Below are 15,251 nucleotides of genomic sequence, written 5' to 3'. Positions count from 1 at the left end.
CTTAAATTCCGGTCTAGAATAGGAAATCGGCTTCGTGTATGGAGCCGCGAACCCCATATGGGGCGGGAATGGCGGGCAAAAGCACCGCTGGAAAGAGCGTTTGGGTGCAGCGATGACGAAATGGTCGCCGAATTCTTGGAGAGCAAAGCCGATCAAGCAGGTTCCTGCCTATCCGGATCTTGCCGCGCTGAAGAACACGGAAGCCCAGCTCGCCACCTTTCCGCCGCTGGTTTTTGCAGGTGAGGCGCGCAAGCTGAAGAAGCAGCTTGCGGCTGTCGCTGCCGGTGACGCATTCCTTCTCCAGGGTGGCGATTGCGCCGAGAGTTTCGCCGAGCATGGCGCGGACAATATCCGCGACTTCTTCCGCGTCTTCCTGCAGATGTCGGTGGTGCTGACCTTTGCCGGCGCGCAGCCGGTGGTGAAGGTCGGCCGCGTTGCCGGCCAGTTCGCCAAGCCGCGCTCGTCCGACAACGAGACCAAGGGCGAGGTGACGCTGCCGAGCTATCGCGGCGACATCATCAACGGCATCGAGTTCGATCCCAAATCGCGCATTCCGGATCCCGCCCGCCAGGAAATGGCCTATCGCCAGTCGGCGGCGACGCTCAACCTGTTGCGCGCTTTCGCCCAGGGCGGCTATGCCAGTTTGGAGAACGTGCATCGCTGGATGCTTGGTTTCGTCTCCGACAGCCCGCAGGGCGAGAAGTATGGCATGCTCGCCAACCGCATCACCGAGACGATGGACTTCATGAAGGCCGTCGGTATCACCTCCGAGACCAACTATGCGCTGCGCGAGACCGATTTCTACACCAGCCACGAGGCGCTGCTGCTCGGCTATGAAGAGGCGCTGACCCGCGTCGACTCGACCTCGGGCGACTGGTACGCGACCTCGGGTCACATGATCTGGATTGGCGACCGCACCCGCCAGCCCGACCATGCGCATGTCGAATACTGCCGCGGCATCAAGAACCCGCTCGGCCTCAAATGTGGTCCGTCGCTGACGCCGGACGGCTTGCTGGAACTGATCGACCTGCTCAACCCGGAGAACGAGCCGGGCCGGCTGACGCTGATCGCCCGCTTCGGCTCCGACAAGGTCGCCGACCATTTGCCGAAGCTGGTGCGCGCGGTGCAGAAGGAAGGCCGCAGCGTCGTCTGGTCATCCGACCCGATGCACGGCAACACGATCGAGGCCGCCGGCTACAAGACGCGGCCGTTCGACCGCATCCTCAAGGAAGTGCAGACCTTCTTCGAGGTGCATCGCGCCGAAGGCACGCATCCCGGCGGCATCCATGTCGAGATGACCGGCAAGAACGTCACCGAATGCACCGGCGGCGCCCGCGCCATCACCGCCGAAGAGCTGCAGGACCGCTACCACACCCATTGCGACCCGCGCCTCAACGCCGATCAGGCGATCGAGCTGGCATTCCTGGTCTCCGACCTGCTCAAGAAGAGCCATCCGATGCAGCACAAGCAGGCGGCCAACGGTTGAACCTTTTTTAGGTTGAAATGAGGAAAGCACCGGCGAAGTCCGGTTCTTTTTCTTTGGGGGGTCAGCGGCCGCGTTCCCAGCGCAATCCGTTGAGCCGGGGATCATTGGCGAAGGCGGTTCTGGAAAACTCGATGCGCCTTTCCGGAAATTCACAGATGGCCTGGATGCCGAACGAGCCGAGCCGGATGCGCCAGGTGTGCGGCTCCAACGGCTTGGCCTTGGCAAAGCCGCGGCATGTCAGGAGCGCTATATTGGCGCCCTTCGGATCGCGCGCCGAGCGGTAGCGGATCGCTTCCAGCCCGGCCTCGCGGGCGGCATCGGCAATCCCCTGGCAGGCGGCATAGTCAGTCGTGTGTGTCCACTCAGCCTCATCGCGGTCGAGTGGCGGCCGCGTCAGGTCGACTGCCTTCTCGGTGCGGATCGCGGCGGCGAAGGCGGTGTATTCGGCGGCGTCGTGGGGCCACGGCGTGTCAGGCGAATCGGCAAAGAACAGCAAGCGGTAGAAGGCCATTTCGGCGACCGCCGTCATGATCGTCTCCGCCGCGTAGTAGACGCCCAGAGTGCGGCCGGCGCGGCGGAAGCGCGAGCCGTAGGGATAGATGGACCCGTAGCGGAAGGGCGTTGCCAGGAGATAGTGGAGATGCCGGCACTCGAGCGGAATCTGCGGCTTGGTCTCCTCGATCAGATCCTCGAGCAGCGCCTGTTCGTCCAGCGTGTCGACGACTTTCAGCGTCGAGACGCGGTGCTGCGCCTCGACCATGCGCCAGTATTTGCCGTCGAGCCGAACGGCTTCAGACGAGAGCGCGTCGGGAGTCCAGATAGGCAATGACATCGACAAGCCCGGTAATGGTGAGGATCTTTTCAAGCGGGCTGCCGTCGAACGCCGTGTTGGCGTTCTTCAGCCATGCCCGGGCGATCGTCTCGTCACCGCCGACAATGGCGTCGAGCGAGCGGAACAGCCGCACGAACAACACCGCGAGCTCGAACGGCTTGGTGCCGCGCTCCAGCAGGAATTCCTGCCTACGCATGCGCGAAACCGTTGCTTCCGAGACGCCGATGATCGACGCCAGCATCCTGGAGGTTATATCCAGGAGTTCGGCGGCACGCAGCGTGGCTTTGGTCAAAACCGCATTTTCGGCCGCCTTGGCGGCAGCGTTGGATTGTGTAACAGGCATGGCGTCTCTCTTTCCATGGAAAATATAGTCCACGAAAATTCATATGGAAAGAGGTGGTATCCGATAAATTTGGCTAGGCCAGCGAATTGGCTAGAGCATGATGCCGAAAAGTGTGAAGCGGTTTTCGGACGACATCATGCTCTATCTCTTTGATTTAGAGACGGATTCAGATTTCAGGTCGACTCGACCTGAAATCATCCGGCTCTAGGCGCCGAAGCGTCAGTCTTTCTTGTAGAGCAGCCAGTTCTTGCCGGTACGGCCGGCCATCGTCGAATGCCTGGTGACGCGGTTGCGGCCGCCGACCTTGGAACGGTAGAGCGCGCGGTCTGCCTTGGTGTAGAGATCCTCCGGGCTTTCCGCCTCGGAAGCCATGCAGATGCCCATGGAAACGGTCACGGTGCCGTAATTGGTGCCGGTCTGGCTGCTGGTGAACGGCGTCTGCTCGATCAGCACGCGGATGCGTTCGGCGATCTCGTAGGTTGTATCCTCGCTGGCGCCCTCGATGATCAGCGCGAATTCCTCGCCGCCGGTGCGGGCAACGAACATGTCTTCGCGGATGCTGGTCTGGAAGATTTCGGCGACGATCTGGATGATCTTGTCGCCGACCGGGTGGCCGTAGCGATCGTTGACATCCTTGAAATGGTCGATGTCGGCAAGGATCAGCGCGTTGAACAGGATGCCCTTGTTGGAGGTGTAAATCGCCGTGATCTGCTTGTCGAAGGCGCGGCGGTTCCAGATATGGGTCAAGGGGTCGGTGTCGGCGAGCCGCTTATACTCCTCAAGCTTCGACTTGACGCTCTCCAGTTCCGCCGTCTTGTCGCTGAGCGTGCTGGCAACCTGCTTGCCATGGTCGAGGGTCGAATTGGTGGCGATTGCCATGGCGCTGGCGACCTTCTGCAAGAGATCCTGTGAAAGCAGGCTGCGATTGGCCAGCCCACTCGATGTCTCGTCGAGGATCTTGCCGTATTTCTCGATATGGCTGCGTTCGCTTCGCAGCAGCAAAGCGATGTCCTCGAGCTCCCTGGCCAGCACGTCGCGCGCCTGCTCGACAATGCCGGGACCATGATGTTGAGCAAAGAAGGCGCGGCCGATGCGGTCGAGATCGTCCTGCGTCGGCCGGTTGCCGAGCGCGACGACGGCAAGGCTGAGTTCGCGATTGGTGCCTTTCAGCGCTTCGTAGAAGATCTCGTAATTGCGCGGCAGGCCAAGCACGCCGAGCTGGCGCATGGTCGTCACAACAGCTGTTGCAATGTCGCTGTTTCGGTCGGTCTGGGCGGCTGCCGGCTGCATGTTCTCTTCACTACCCCTGGGAACCATCGCAGACTTGCGCGTGCGAGATGTCGCCGACCGGGGGAGAACCAGCCGTATTTCGGATCATCTTACGAAAGACACGTCCCCAATCGCGGCCTTCGCTTGGCAACGACCATAGATGCGCTGGCGCTAAAGTTTCCTTAATGTGCCGCAAGGTAATGCGACTTTTCTACCTCAGGCTGCAGCAGCGTGTTGCAACCATCCTGAGGTGAAGTCCGAACGCGCCCGTTCCGTGTCGCATTTGCTGGTGCCCGGTTGCGGCAAAACTGAAATCCTCTCCGGTGGCGGCGAAGCCGTGAACGATGGCCGGCGGAGGGCGGGAATGAGCAATAACCACAGCGGATCGTGCCTGTGCGGGGCGGTGCGTTTCCAGACGCAAGGGCCGTTGCGCGGGGTGATCTATTGCCACTGCTCGCAATGCCGCAAGCAGAGCGGGCATTTTTACGCCGCAACCAATGTCGCCGATGGCGACATCACCATAACCGGCACGGACAACATCACCTGGTACGAAGCGTCTTCGTTTGCCAAACGCGGCTTTTGCAAGACATGCGGCTCGGTGCTGTTCTGGAAGCCGGGCCAGGATGCCTATGTCTCGGTTCTGGCCGGAGCGTTCGATGCGCCGACCGGGCTTGAGGGCGAATGCCATATCTTCGTCAGCGACAAGGGCGACTACTACACGATCGACGATGGGTTGCCGCGGTTCGAGAAGTCGACGCCGGCGATCAAGGTTGCGGACGAGTGATTTTTGCCGCTGCTGCCTTATTCCCTTGATCCAGCCATTGCGTTATCCCCTGCCGGTGATTCGAAGGGGATGCGGGCCATGCAGCGGCTGATCGATGCTTTCTTCAATTCGGTGCGGGCTTTTCGCAAGCTCGCCGCCAGCGAAAAGGCGTTCCAGCAGGAACTGATGCTGCTGGTGCTGGCGCTGCCGCTCGGCTGGTTCGTCTCGGTGTCGTGGCGTAGCTATGCGCTGCTGATCGGCGCCGTGCTGCTTTTGATCATGGTCGAGGTGCTGAACACCGGCATCGAAGCGGCCTGCGATGCCTTCAGCCGCGAATTCAACGTCGATATCCAGCTCGCCAAGGATTGCGGCTCGCTGGCGGTGCTGATTTCGGTGGTGATCGTCGCCGGCGTCTGGGGCATCGCCATTATCGAGCGCATCACGGGACTACCGATCTAGAACCAGCGTTCCTATCTGTCAGTCACTAAAGGAGACTGACGTTGAGCGAAGCCGCCAATTCCCTCTTGCTTGAACGTGCCGGCCTGCCAGACGATCTGCGCTGGCTGGTGCAAAAATATCCGCGCGAAAACTGGCAGGGTCACGCCAACATCCATGGCCTGGCCAATATGTGGCTGCAGCGGCACGACATGTTCCGCGAACTCGGCGGCATGCTCACCAACGGCATTGCCGACTATCGCGAGGGCAGGCTGACGGCGCCGGATTTCGCCCGCTGGTTCGCGCCGCGGCTGAACCATTTCCTCGGCAATCTCGACGGCCACCACAATGTCGAGGACTACCAATACTTTCCGGCTTTCGCCAAGGCCGAGCCCGGCCTGAAACGCGGCTTCGAGATTCTCGACGCCGATCATCATACCATCCATGAGGGACTGGAGCGCAACGCCGAGGCGGCGAACGCCTTCATCCGCACGCTTGAGGAGAGCGAGGACAAACAGCGCTTCGCTGCCGATGCCTATGCAGACGAGAACAGCCGGCTGATCGCCATGCTGAAGCGGCATCTTGCCGACGAGGAGGATTTGATCATCCCGCTGATCCTCGACCGTGGCGACCGCGCTTTGGTCGAGGACGACGACTGACCTCTATGACGCGGCTTCGCTGTCGCGGGCGTCCTTGGCGCGCTCCTTGCCGGCGACGGTGCGAGCGATGAGCCAGGCAAGCAGGGCGACGGCAAGGCCGATGGCCAGCGCGATCAGCAGCCGTTCGTGATGGAGCAGTGCCTTGCCGATCATCTGCTCGGCGCCCAGGCCAAAGACATAGCCGATGCCGCAGAACAAGCCTGCCCAGACTAGCGACGACACCGCGTTGAGGATGACGAAGCGCAGCACCGAAATGCTGGCGAAGCCGGCCGCGATGCCGCCGACCAGGCGCAGGCCGTAGATGTAGCGGTTGGACAGCACGAAGATGTTGGGATGCGACGAGACCAGGCGGTAGGCGTGGTTGAAGCCAGGCCTCGCCTTCAGTTTCAGAACTCTGGGATGGTCGGCAAAGCTGCGGCCGAGGACGAAGAAAAACGTGTCGCCGACGAAGGCGCCAATGGCGGCCGCGAGGAAAGCCTTCCAAGGGACGAAGACATGCTGGTGGGCGAAGAAGCCGCCAAGGATGGCGGCACTTTCGCCTTCGGCGACACAGCCCAGGAAAACCGCGATCAGCCCATACTGCTCGATGAGGTGATGAACGATCCCGGTCATTGAGACGTTTGCCGGCCCGACAGTCTTTCGTCGATGCTGTTCACCTGTTCAGCCAGGCGCGCGATGTCCTCACGCACGCCGATGATCTGGCTGTGGCGCAGTTCGTCCAGCTTTTCATGCAGCGCCATGATTTCGATTTCGGCCTTGAGGTTGACCTCGTAGTCGTGCGCGGCATCGATGCGGTCGCGCGCGGCCTGGCGGTTCTGCGACATCATGATCACCGGCGCTTGCAAGGCGGCGATCATCGACAGCACAAGATTGAGGAAGATGAAGGGGTAGGGATCGAACGAGTCCCTTCCTAGCAGCCACCAATTGGCGCCGATCCACAGGACCAGGAAGGCGATGAAGGACAGGATGAACGTCCACGAGCCGCCAATGCGGGCGATGGCATCGGCGATGCGGTCGCCAGCCCCCTGAAGACCGGCGAGACTATCGTTGATGTCCTGAGAGATCGGCTTGCGGTCGACGGTGCTCTGCAACACCCGCCGCTCGAGCTCGCTCAGGGTCTCAGGCGTTCGCCTCAGCCAGCGGTCGGCCAATTCGGGCACGGTCTTATGCATGGTCGCCTCCATGGTCAGCGTCTGCCTGAAGCGCGTTCAAGCGACGCGCTTTAGGTCTTTGTTTTTATGCATGTCGCTCTCTCAAAACCGGGGGCCACTTTTGAGCGACATGCATTAGACCTAGAGACTACCGGCGCGAACGGGAAGTGGTAGATTGCCGCGTCCACCCATACCGTAGCAGGGCGCCAATGGCTGATTTCCAGAAGATTCGCGCACGCGCTGCAAAACGCAAAGGCGGCGAAGGTGAATTGACGTCGCTGCTCGGTCCATTGCCCGACAATGCCGCCGTGGCCAAAATCAGCGATGATCGCATCCTCTCGACGATGGCCGAACGCGTGTTTGCCGCCGGCTTCGTGTGGCGCGTTATCGAACAGAAATGGCCGGGTTTCGAGGAAGCCTTCCTCCAATTCGAGCCGAAGCGGCTGCTGTTCCAGCCCGACGACTTCTGGCACGATCTGACGGCCGACAAGCGCATCGTGCGCAATCCGCAGAAGATCAAATCGGTGCGCGACAATGCCGCCTTCGTCGAGCGCGTGTCGAAGGAGCATGGCAGCTTCGGCAAATTCCTGGCTGAGTGGCCGGCGGACGACCAGGTCGGGCTGATGGCGTATCTCGGCAAGCACGGCAGCCGGCTCGGCGGCAACACCGGCCAGTATTTTCTGCGCTGGCTGGGCTGGGACGCTTTCGTCATCTCGGCCGATATGGCGGCAGCGTTGCGCGATGCAGGCCTCGATATCGCCGAAAGCCCGACCTCGAAGCGAGACCTCGACAAGGTCCAGGCGCAGATCAATAAATGGGTGGCGGACACGAGGCTGCCGCGTCGGCACATCTCGCGCATCCTGGCGATGTCGATCGGAGAGAACCATTCGCCACAATCGCTGCGCGAGTATATGGGCGACGACTGATCACGGGCTGCCTCGCTAAGATCCGCATGTCGAGCGATAAGACACGATCGGCTAATGCCGATCGGTCTGGATTGGTCCAAACGAACGCCATTGCCCGGGCAATTCTGCCGCGCTAAACCGCAGGCATGACCAAGAAGACCGCTCCCGATATTCTGCGCATCGCCGTTGCCCAGCTCAATCCGACGGTCGGCGATGTCGCCGGCAACCTTGCCAAGGCGCGCGAGGCGAGGGCGGATGCCGCCCGACAGGGCGCCGACATCGTGCTCTACACCGAGCTTTTCCTTGCCGGTTATCCGCCGGAGGATCTGGTGCTGAAGCCGGCCTTCCTCAAGATTTGCGAAAAGGCCGCGCAGGATTTCGCCGGGGATACCGCCGATGGCGGGCCGGGCGTCATCATCGGCACGCCGCTGAAGCGCAAGAGCGGCACCCACAATTCGATTATCGTCGCCGATGGCGGCAAGATCCTCGCCGAGCGCTACAAGCTCGATTTGCCCAATTATGGCGAGTTCGACGAAAAGCGCGTCTTCCAGGCCGGGCCGGAACTGCAGGGTCCGGTCAACTTTCGCGGCGTGCGGCTGGGCATTCCGATCTGCGAGGACATCTGGGGCGATGTCGCAGTCTGCGAGACGCTGGCCGAAAGCGGCGCCGAGATCCTGCTGGTGCCGAACGGTTCGCCCTATTATCGCGCCAAGATCGACGTCCGCCATCAGGTCGTCATCAAGCAGGTCATCGAATGCGGCCTGCCGATGATCTACGCCAACCAGCTTGGCGGCCAGGACGAGCTGATCTTCGACGGCGCGTCCTTCGCCATCGGTGCCGACAAGACATTGGCTTTCCAGATGAGCCAGTTCGAGGACGCGGTCGACGTCACCACCTGGAAACGCCAAGGCGACGGCTGGGTCTGCACCGAAGGGCCGATGTCGAAGATCCCGGAACGGGAAGAGGCGGACTACCGCGCCTGCATGCTGGGCCTGCGCGACTACGTCAACAAGAACGGCTTCAAGAACGTCGTGCTGGGCCTGTCCGGCGGCATCGATTCGGCGATCTGCGCCGCATTGGCCGTCGATGCGCTGGGCGAGGAACGGCTGCGCGCGGTGATGATGCCTTATCGCTACACCTCGAAGGATTCGCTGAAAGACGCCGAAGACTGCGCCCGCGCGCTCGGCTGCCGCTATGACATCGTGCCGATCTTCGAGCCGGTCGAAGGGTTCCTGCACACCCTGACGCAGCTCTTCGAAGGCACCAAGGAAGGCATCACCGAAGAAAATCTGCAAAGCCGCGCGCGCGGCACCATCCTGATGGCGATCTCCAACAAGTTCGGCTCGATGGTCGTCACCACAGGCAACAAGAGCGAGATGTCGGTCGGCTATGCCACGCTCTATGGCGACATGAATGGCGGCTTCAACCCGATCAAGGATCTCTACAAGATGCAGGTCTATGCGCTGTCGCGTTGGCGCAACAGCCATGTGCCGCCGGGTGCGCTCGGTCCCTCGGGCGAGGTGATCCCGAAGAATATCATCGACAAGGCGCCGTCGGCGGAACTGCGCGAGAACCAGACCGACCAGGATTCGCTGCCGCCCTATCCTGTGCTGGACGACATTCTGGAATGCCTGGTCGAGAACGAGATGGGCGTCGACGACATCGTCGCGCGCGGCCATGACCGGGCGACGGTGACGCGTATCGAACATTTGCTCTACATTGCCGAGTACAAACGCCGGCAAGCGGCACCGGGTGTGAAGATCACCCGCAAGAATTTTGGCCGCGACCGTCGCTATCCCATCACCAACCGTTTCAGGGATCGCGGCTAAATATCTGATCCCATTGATGAACCTTTGCGGCTTGCATGCTTCAAGAACGGCAAGCTCCGGCCGCGGCATCAGCTTCTGTTACGGCACGCTGGGCAGTCATCGGCCGGACGGGACGTTCGGCCGCCCCCTTAATTCTTTGCGAGGCACCATGCCCTACAGTGAAATCAGCTTCGACATGTCACGGATCGATTTTCGGGCGACCTCCGACCTGTTGATGGCGAGCTACTGGGGCGCCGGACGCAGCGACGAATTTCATCGCCGCGCCTTCGCCAACTCGCTCTGCACCGCAGCCTATATCGATGGGAATCAAGTCGGCTTTGGCCGGGCCATCACCGACCGTACGGTGTTTGCCTATCTCGCCGACATCATCATCTGGCCGCAGCATCGCGGCCGGGGCATTGGCTTGCAACTGGTGCGGGCGCTCATCGATCACCCTCAACTCAGCACGGTCTCGCACTGGAGCCTGTCGACCAGTGACGCGCATGGCGTTTATGAGAAGCTGGGCTTCAAGGCATCCACCGATGGCCGCTACATGCGCCTCGATCGCAACCCGGAATGAGGCACAGAGGCGAGGCTTGCCCGCCGTTGTTGCAAAATAACCTCACTGGTTGGACCAGTTACGCTTTTGCGGCACGCCCGGTCTTGGCGATCCGCTGAGGCGTCTCTATAAGGACCCCTCCGCAATTGTGTTGCGGGAGGTCCGAATGGCAGTATTTCACATGGTAATGCGAGGCCGCGAAGCCTAGGTCTCACCTGGTGTCCGGCGAAGGTTTGTCCTTCGCGGCGATGCCGGGTCGAGTACAGGCTTCCGCCGATGCCGGTCGCCACCCGATATCTAGGGCGCGCCGCCACCTATGCCGAACCTCCGCAGCCCCGGGCGAATTGCCCAGCGCGGTTTTCAATTTTCGACCTTACCGGGACCGGGCGTTTTTTGCGCCCGGATGGACATCATGGCTCGTCTTCGAATCGACCTGCGCGCAAGCGCCTTTCGCAGCGTTCTTGGCTTCACGCTCAGCCACTGGCGGCGCCAGCCGTGGCGGCTTTCGCTGATCATGGGCGGCTTCCTGCTGTCGACCCTGGCCGACGTGTTGACGCCGCTCTATTCCGGCCGGCTGGTCGACGCCGTCGCCAGCAGTGCTTCGGCCGGCGATGTCGCGTGGAATGCTGCGATGGCGGCGTTCTTCGCGCTCGTCGCCTTGGCGCTGACCGGCGTGGTGCTGCGCAACCTCGCTTTCATGGGCATTGTCGAGCTGACGCTGAAGATGATGGCCGATATCGCCGCCGATGCGTTCCACCGCGTGCAGCGCTTCTCCACCGACTGGCACGCCAACAGCTTTGCCGGCTCGACGGTGCGCAAGGTCACGCGCGGCATGTGGGCGCTCGACCTGCTCAACGACACGATCCTGATCGCGCTTTTGCCGTCGGTCGCCATGCTGGTCGGCTCGACGCTGCTGCTCGGTTGGTTCTGGCCACTGATGGGGCTGGTCGTAGCAGTCGGCTCGGTGCTGTTCATCATGGTGACGGCGATGCTGTCGCTTGGCTATGTCGCGCCCGCGGCACGGCTCGCCAACAGCTGGGATACGCGGCTCGGCGGGTCGCTCGCGGATGCGGTGAGCTGCAACGCCGTGGTCAAGGGCTTTGGCGCCGAGACGCGCGAGGAAGCACGGCTCGCCAAGGTTGTCGCCAAATGGCGGGCACGCACGCGCCGCACCTGGGTGCGCGGCACCATCAACGGCACCACGCAAGGCGCCATGCTGCTGGTGCTGCGGACGGCGGTGATCGGGCTGTCGCTGATGCTGTGGGCCTGGGGGCAGGCGAGCGCCGGCGACGTTGCCTTCGTGCTGACCTCGTTCTTCGTGCTGCAGGGTTATCTCAGGGACATCGGCACGCATATCCGTAATTTGCAGCGTTCGATCAACGACATGGAGGAACTGGTCGATTTCCAGTCGCAACCGCTTGGCATCGAGGACCGGCCCGGCGCTCAGCCGATCCGGATCACGCAGGGCGCTATCCGCTTCGACAACGTCACCTTCCACTATGGCAGTCATCGGCTGCCGCTCTACCGTGACTTTTCGGTGGAGATAGCGGCCGGCGAACGGGTCGGACTGGTCGGTCATTCCGGCTCGGGCAAGACGACGTTCGTCAAGCTGATCCAGCGCCTCTATGACGTCAGCGGCGGCAAGATCCTGATCGACGGCCAGGACATCTCTGCTGTGGCGCAGGCGTCGCTGCGCGCGCAGATCGCCATCGTGCAGCAGGAGCCGATCCTGTTCCACCGCTCGCTGGCCGAGAACATCGCCTATGCCCGACCGGACGCCACGCAGGCCGAGATCGAGCATGCCGCCAGGCTCGCCAGTGCGCATGATTTCATCACCAGCCTGCCGAAGGGATACGGCACGCTGGTCGGTGAGCGCGGCGTGAAATTGTCGGGCGGCGAACGCCAGCGCGTGGCGATCGCACGCGCCTTCCTGGCGGATGCGCGCATCCTGATCCTGGACGAGGCGACATCGAGCCTCGATTCGGAATCTGAAGTGCTGATCCAGCAGGCAATGGAGCGGCTGATGGTCGGTCGCACGACGCTGGTTATCGCCCACCGGCTGTCGACGGTGCGCGCCCTGGACAGGCTCTTGGTGTTCGATCGCGGCAAGATCGTCGAGGAAGGCTCGCATGACGAGCTGATCCGGCTGAAGGGCGGCATCTACCGCCGCCTGTTCGAGCGCCAGGCGCTGGAACTGACCAAGGGCCTGGTGATCTGAGCTGAATGCAGAGCCCTATCCGAGGGGATAGGGCTCTGCTCGGTTCATCCAGGCATTCGCTCGAATGGCTGGAGCGCGGGATCGATCGTGTCCCAGGTATGGCCGCGGACGATGTAAGTGACCGCATGCGGATTGAACTGGCCGGCGTCGTCAAGGCTGGTGGCATGGATCGCAGTCAGCTCGGGCATGGCGACGAAGGTCAGGTAGAGCGGCGTGCCGCAGGTCGGGCAAAAGGCTTGGACCTTTTCATTGCCGCTGTCGGCGATCATCCGCCAGGTGCTTGGCTCGCCGGTGATCTTTACGTCAGCGCGCCGGCCGAAGGTCACATAGGAGCCATGGCCCGTGCCGCTGCGCTTCTGGCAATCGAGGCATTGGCAGTGGTTCTGAAAGATCGGCTCGCCGCTTGCCTCATAACGGATCGCGCCGCAGGCGCAGCCGCCTGTAAAGTGCCTGGTCATCGTCGTTCTCCCGCTGGAAGCTTGCTTCAGGCCGATTTCGGCTTGGCGAAAAGGTCGATGCCGGTGCCGGTTTCAAGGAAGGATTTCATGCTGGACAACACGGCCGGCCAGCCCTGGCTGATGCCCTTGGCCATGCCGCTGCCGGCTTCGAGTTCGTCATGGCTGACGGTCAGCTTGACCATGGTGTCGTATTCCTCGATGGCGAACGTCACCCGGCTGTGCTTGGTCGGATCGTCGGCCTGCGAAGCGTTGGCCCAGGTCATGACCAGGCGGGTCGGCGGCGAGATTTCGACGACCTTGCCGATGAGTTCGACGGAGCGCTCGTCATTGGCGCGGATGTGTTCCCATTTCGATCCGGGCTTCCAGTCGGAGACGTTTTCGTGGCCCCAGTAGCGCTTGGCGATATCGGGCCTGGTGATGGCCTCGAACACTTTTTGCGGCGTCGATCTGATGTAGGTCACGTAGACAAAACTGGTGGTTTCCCGGGTCATTGGTCGTCTCCTTCGAGTTCTTGCTTCAGGTCGTGCAGCAGGCTCAGCCGCTGCCGTTCGAATTTTCGCACCCAGCGCTCGTAGACTTCGTGCAGCGGCACGGGGTTGATGAAATGCAGCTTTTCGCGGCCACGCTTGACCGTGCTGATCAGATTGGCCGCCTCCAAAAGGTCGATGTGCTGGGTCGCGGATTGCCTTGCCATGTCGAGGTTCTCGCAAAGCTGCCCGAGCGTCTGTCCGTTCTTCTCACACAGAAGATCGAGCAGCCTTCTGCGTGTCGGGTCGCCCAGCGCTTTGAAAACCTTGTCGGCGTCCATCGGTCTCACTCATCTTGCAGACATAATATGCAGGTAAATACCTGCATGTCAAGCCGTGGCAAAGCGTGGCCTGAGGGGCAGGGATCTATCGATGTCGGACTGGAGCTGGATCGACCGCGCCGGAGGCGAAGCGCACGGTCAGAATCGATGACGAGCACCTGCGCTGGCGCATGGGAATGTGCTGCGTGGAATTATAGCTAGGTTCTAGCGGCGAATTTGTACGGATCGGCGCAGAAATGGGCGATGATCTGGCAAAGATCCGGCTCGTTGATCATGCGCACGGCCTCGGCCGCGTTGACCCATTTGCGGGTGCGCGCGCGCTTTTCCTTCCAGCGGTCGGAGACGCGCTCGACCTGCATCGGAAACACCAGCACTTCGCAAGGCACTTCCTCGCCGGACGCCAATGCCTTGGCGTAGAAATAGCGGCCAGCCTCGAAATGCGAAATCTTGCCGCGCAATCCGGCTTCCTCGCCGGCCTCGCGCGCTGCAGCCTCGCAGAGCGGCTCCCTGGCTTCGGGCCAACCTTTCGGCAGCACCCAGCGGCCGGTGTCGCGGCTGGTGATCAGCATGATTTCGATGCCGTTTTCGGTGGTGCGCCAGGGCAGAGCCGCAACCTGCAGACGGCACGGCGAGGTCCCGAAGAGTCGCCGGACCCTTTCGGCCATATGGTTGTGCGTCGTTGGTCTCGTCAGCATCGGAGAAGCTACCCCAGCCCTCAGAATCGTTTGCCGTCACACGAATCTTACGGCCAAGTGTAAGTCATAAAAGTAAAAAACGTCACACCAACCCGTCGAATTCCGCCAACAGGTGTCTATTCAACAGAATATTGTGTCTTGCGGCGCCAGTTTCCACAGCAAACGCCGCGGCTCCGGCCGCCTGGACAGAAGAATGGGCGCTGGCGAATCAGCCGGCGTGATCGTCGGCGATCGGCTTCTGGTAGGTAAAACCCATGTCCCAGGGAAAGTAGATCCAGGTGTCCTGGCTGACTTCGGTGACAAAGGTGTCGACCAGCGGCCGGCCTTTCGGCTTGGCATAGACGGTGGCGAAATGCGCCTTGGGCATCATGGCGCGCACGATGCCGGCCGTCTTGCCGGTGTCGGTGAGGTCGTCGATGATCAGCACGCCGGCGCCATCATCGGTGAGCAGGGCGGGCGTGATCTCCTTCAGCACCTGCAATTGCCCTTGGCTGGTGTAGTCGTGATAGGAGGCGACGCAGACCGTCTCGATGACGCGGATGCCGAGTTCGCGCGAGATAATGGCGGCGGGAACCAGGCCGCCGCGGGTGATGCAGACGATGGCCTTCCACTGACCCTTGTTGGCGCCGGCAAGCCGCCAGGCGAGCGCCCGGGCGTCGCGGTGGAACTGGTCCCAGGAGACCGGAAAGGCTTTTTCGGGAAGGGACATTGTTGCTGCACTCCGCGCGTTAGAGCATGATGCCAAAAAGTGTGAAGCGGTTTTCTCGGACAAACGGAAACCGTTTGTCCAGGCATCATGCTCTACTTCTTTGATTTAGAGCCGGATGATTTCCAGTCTATTCGACCTGAAATCATCCGGCTC

18 protein-coding genes are annotated in these 15,251 nt (G+C 61.8%); 8 read left to right on the top strand and 10 right to left on the bottom strand.

Annotated elements, in window-relative coordinates; translation table 11 throughout:
• The first annotated feature begins 112 nt into the window (after positions 1–112).
• On the top strand, positions 113–1,486 hold the full coding sequence (locus H0241_RS31000) for a class II 3-deoxy-7-phosphoheptulonate synthase (protein ID WP_181061567.1): 1,374 nt from the start codon (positions 113–115) through the stop codon (positions 1,484–1,486).
• Positions 1,487–1,547: 61 nt separating this feature from the next.
• Here the strand turns inward: H0241_RS31000 and H0241_RS30995 are convergent, their stop codons facing one another.
• From H0241_RS30995 to H0241_RS30985, 3 genes are all read right to left on the bottom strand, one after another.
• Positions 1,548–2,318, bottom strand: a complete 771-nt coding sequence (locus H0241_RS30995) for an RES family NAD+ phosphorylase (RefSeq protein ID WP_181061566.1) — start codon at positions 2,316–2,318, stop codon at positions 1,548–1,550.
• Positions 2,278–2,661, bottom strand: a complete 384-nt coding sequence (locus H0241_RS30990; RefSeq protein WP_181061565.1) for an MbcA/ParS/Xre antitoxin family protein — start codon at positions 2,659–2,661, stop codon at positions 2,278–2,280. The genes H0241_RS30995 and H0241_RS30990 overlap by 41 nt, the downstream gene beginning before the upstream one ends.
• 219 nt (positions 2,662–2,880) lie before the next feature.
• Positions 2,881–3,951, bottom strand: coding sequence for a GGDEF domain-containing protein (locus tag H0241_RS30985; protein ID WP_181061564.1), 1,071 nt, complete (start codon positions 3,949–3,951; stop codon positions 2,881–2,883).
• Between the two features lie 343 nt (positions 3,952–4,294).
• Here H0241_RS30985 and H0241_RS30980 point away from each other — a divergent pair, with 343 nt between their 5' ends.
• The 3 genes from H0241_RS30980 to H0241_RS30970 all read left to right on the top strand — a co-directional run bounded on the left by H0241_RS30980 (position 4,295) and on the right by H0241_RS30970 (position 5,787).
• Entirely contained in the window at positions 4,295–4,714 is a 420-nt protein-coding gene (locus H0241_RS30980) for a GFA family protein (RefSeq protein ID WP_181061563.1), read from the top strand.
• Between the two features lie 78 nt (positions 4,715–4,792).
• Positions 4,793–5,152, top strand: a complete 360-nt coding sequence (locus tag H0241_RS30975; RefSeq protein WP_181061562.1) for a diacylglycerol kinase — start codon at positions 4,793–4,795, stop codon at positions 5,150–5,152.
• Between the two features lie 41 nt (positions 5,153–5,193).
• Positions 5,194–5,787 carry a hemerythrin domain-containing protein gene (locus H0241_RS30970; RefSeq protein WP_181061561.1) on the top strand — a complete coding sequence of 198 codons (594 nt, stop codon included), beginning with the start codon at positions 5,194–5,196 and terminating at the stop codon, positions 5,785–5,787.
• A gap of 3 nt (positions 5,788–5,790) precedes the next feature.
• Here H0241_RS30970 and H0241_RS30965 read toward each other — a convergent pair whose 3' ends face one another.
• Complete coding sequence (locus H0241_RS30965; RefSeq protein ID WP_181061560.1) at positions 5,791–6,399, bottom strand: DedA family protein; 609 nt, start codon at positions 6,397–6,399, stop codon at positions 5,791–5,793.
• Positions 6,396–6,959, bottom strand: coding sequence for a DUF1003 domain-containing protein (locus tag H0241_RS30960; protein WP_181061559.1), 564 nt, complete (start codon positions 6,957–6,959; stop codon positions 6,396–6,398). Before H0241_RS30960 ends, H0241_RS30965 begins: the two co-directional genes overlap by 4 nt.
• Before the next feature lie 188 nt (positions 6,960–7,147).
• Between H0241_RS30960 and H0241_RS30955 the strand changes: the two genes are divergently transcribed.
• From H0241_RS30955 to H0241_RS30940, 4 genes are all read left to right on the top strand, one after another.
• Positions 7,148–7,864, top strand: coding sequence for a DNA-3-methyladenine glycosylase I (locus H0241_RS30955; protein ID WP_181061558.1), 717 nt, complete (start codon positions 7,148–7,150; stop codon positions 7,862–7,864).
• 125 nt (positions 7,865–7,989) lie between these two features.
• Entirely contained in the window at positions 7,990–9,672 is a 1,683-nt protein-coding gene (locus H0241_RS30950; protein WP_181061557.1) for an NAD+ synthase, read from the top strand.
• A gap of 148 nt (positions 9,673–9,820) precedes the next feature.
• Entirely contained in the window at positions 9,821–10,231 is a 411-nt protein-coding gene (locus H0241_RS30945; protein ID WP_181061588.1) for a GNAT family N-acetyltransferase, read from the top strand.
• 391 nt (positions 10,232–10,622) lie between these two features.
• On the top strand, positions 10,623–12,428 hold the full coding sequence (locus H0241_RS30940; protein WP_181061556.1) for an ABC transporter ATP-binding protein: 1,806 nt from the start codon (positions 10,623–10,625) through the stop codon (positions 12,426–12,428).
• A gap of 44 nt (positions 12,429–12,472) precedes the next feature.
• On the opposite strand, the gene H0241_RS30935 is transcribed toward H0241_RS30940, so the two are convergent.
• The 5 genes from H0241_RS30935 to gpt form a co-directional block, all read right to left on the bottom strand.
• Positions 12,473–12,886 carry a GFA family protein gene (locus H0241_RS30935; protein ID WP_181061555.1) on the bottom strand — a complete coding sequence of 138 codons (414 nt, stop codon included), beginning with the start codon at positions 12,884–12,886 and terminating at the stop codon, positions 12,473–12,475.
• Positions 12,887–12,912: 26 nt separating this feature from the next.
• Positions 12,913–13,377 (bottom strand): SRPBCC family protein, encoded by a 465-nt coding sequence (locus H0241_RS30930; protein ID WP_181061554.1) that lies wholly within the window; start codon positions 13,375–13,377, stop codon positions 12,913–12,915.
• Positions 13,374–13,694, bottom strand: a complete 321-nt coding sequence (locus H0241_RS30925) for an ArsR/SmtB family transcription factor (protein WP_181061553.1) — start codon at positions 13,692–13,694, stop codon at positions 13,374–13,376. Before H0241_RS30925 ends, H0241_RS30930 begins: the two co-directional genes overlap by 4 nt.
• 197 nt (positions 13,695–13,891) lie before the next feature.
• Entirely contained in the window at positions 13,892–14,389 is a 498-nt protein-coding gene (locus tag H0241_RS30920; RefSeq protein WP_181061552.1) for an NUDIX hydrolase, read from the bottom strand.
• A 208-nt stretch (positions 14,390–14,597) separates the two neighbouring features.
• On the bottom strand, positions 14,598–15,098 hold the full coding sequence (gpt, locus tag H0241_RS30915; protein WP_181061551.1) for a xanthine phosphoribosyltransferase: 501 nt from the start codon (positions 15,096–15,098) through the stop codon (positions 14,598–14,600).
• Positions 15,099–15,251 lie beyond the last annotated feature (153 nt).

The sequence above is a fragment of the Mesorhizobium neociceri genome (assembly GCF_013520985.1).
GTDB classification, from domain to species: domain Bacteria; phylum Pseudomonadota; class Alphaproteobacteria; order Rhizobiales; family Rhizobiaceae; genus Mesorhizobium; species Mesorhizobium neociceri.
This window is presented reverse-complemented; position numbering and strand designations above follow the sequence as displayed.

Coding starts and splice junctions, on each gene's coding strand:
- H0241_RS31000 (WP_181061567.1), top strand. CDS start 113: ATGACGAAATGGTCGCCGAATTCTTGGAGAGCAAAGCCGATCAAGCAG.
- H0241_RS30995 (WP_181061566.1), bottom strand. CDS start 2,318: ATGTCATTGCCTATCTGGACTCCCGACGCGCTCTCGTCTGAAGCCGTT.
- H0241_RS30990 (WP_181061565.1), bottom strand. CDS start 2,661: ATGCCTGTTACACAATCCAACGCTGCCGCCAAGGCGGCCGAAAATGCG.
- H0241_RS30985 (WP_181061564.1), bottom strand. CDS start 3,951: ATGCAGCCGGCAGCCGCCCAGACCGACCGAAACAGCGACATTGCAACA.
- H0241_RS30980 (WP_181061563.1), top strand. CDS start 4,295: ATGAGCAATAACCACAGCGGATCGTGCCTGTGCGGGGCGGTGCGTTTC.
- H0241_RS30975 (WP_181061562.1), top strand. CDS start 4,793: ATGCAGCGGCTGATCGATGCTTTCTTCAATTCGGTGCGGGCTTTTCGC.
- H0241_RS30965 (WP_181061560.1), bottom strand. CDS start 6,399: ATGACCGGGATCGTTCATCACCTCATCGAGCAGTATGGGCTGATCGCG.
- H0241_RS30960 (WP_181061559.1), bottom strand. CDS start 6,959: ATGCATAAGACCGTGCCCGAATTGGCCGACCGCTGGCTGAGGCGAACG.
- H0241_RS30955 (WP_181061558.1), top strand. CDS start 7,148: ATGGCTGATTTCCAGAAGATTCGCGCACGCGCTGCAAAACGCAAAGGC.
- H0241_RS30950 (WP_181061557.1), top strand. CDS start 7,990: ATGACCAAGAAGACCGCTCCCGATATTCTGCGCATCGCCGTTGCCCAG.
- H0241_RS30945 (WP_181061588.1), top strand. CDS start 9,821: ATGCCCTACAGTGAAATCAGCTTCGACATGTCACGGATCGATTTTCGG.
- H0241_RS30940 (WP_181061556.1), top strand. CDS start 10,623: ATGGCTCGTCTTCGAATCGACCTGCGCGCAAGCGCCTTTCGCAGCGTT.
- H0241_RS30935 (WP_181061555.1), bottom strand. CDS start 12,886: ATGACCAGGCACTTTACAGGCGGCTGCGCCTGCGGCGCGATCCGTTAT.
- H0241_RS30930 (WP_181061554.1), bottom strand. CDS start 13,377: ATGACCCGGGAAACCACCAGTTTTGTCTACGTGACCTACATCAGATCG.
- H0241_RS30925 (WP_181061553.1), bottom strand. CDS start 13,694: ATGGACGCCGACAAGGTTTTCAAAGCGCTGGGCGACCCGACACGCAGA.
- H0241_RS30920 (WP_181061552.1), bottom strand. CDS start 14,389: ATGCTGACGAGACCAACGACGCACAACCATATGGCCGAAAGGGTCCGG.
- gpt (WP_181061551.1), bottom strand. CDS start 15,098: ATGTCCCTTCCCGAAAAAGCCTTTCCGGTCTCCTGGGACCAGTTCCAC.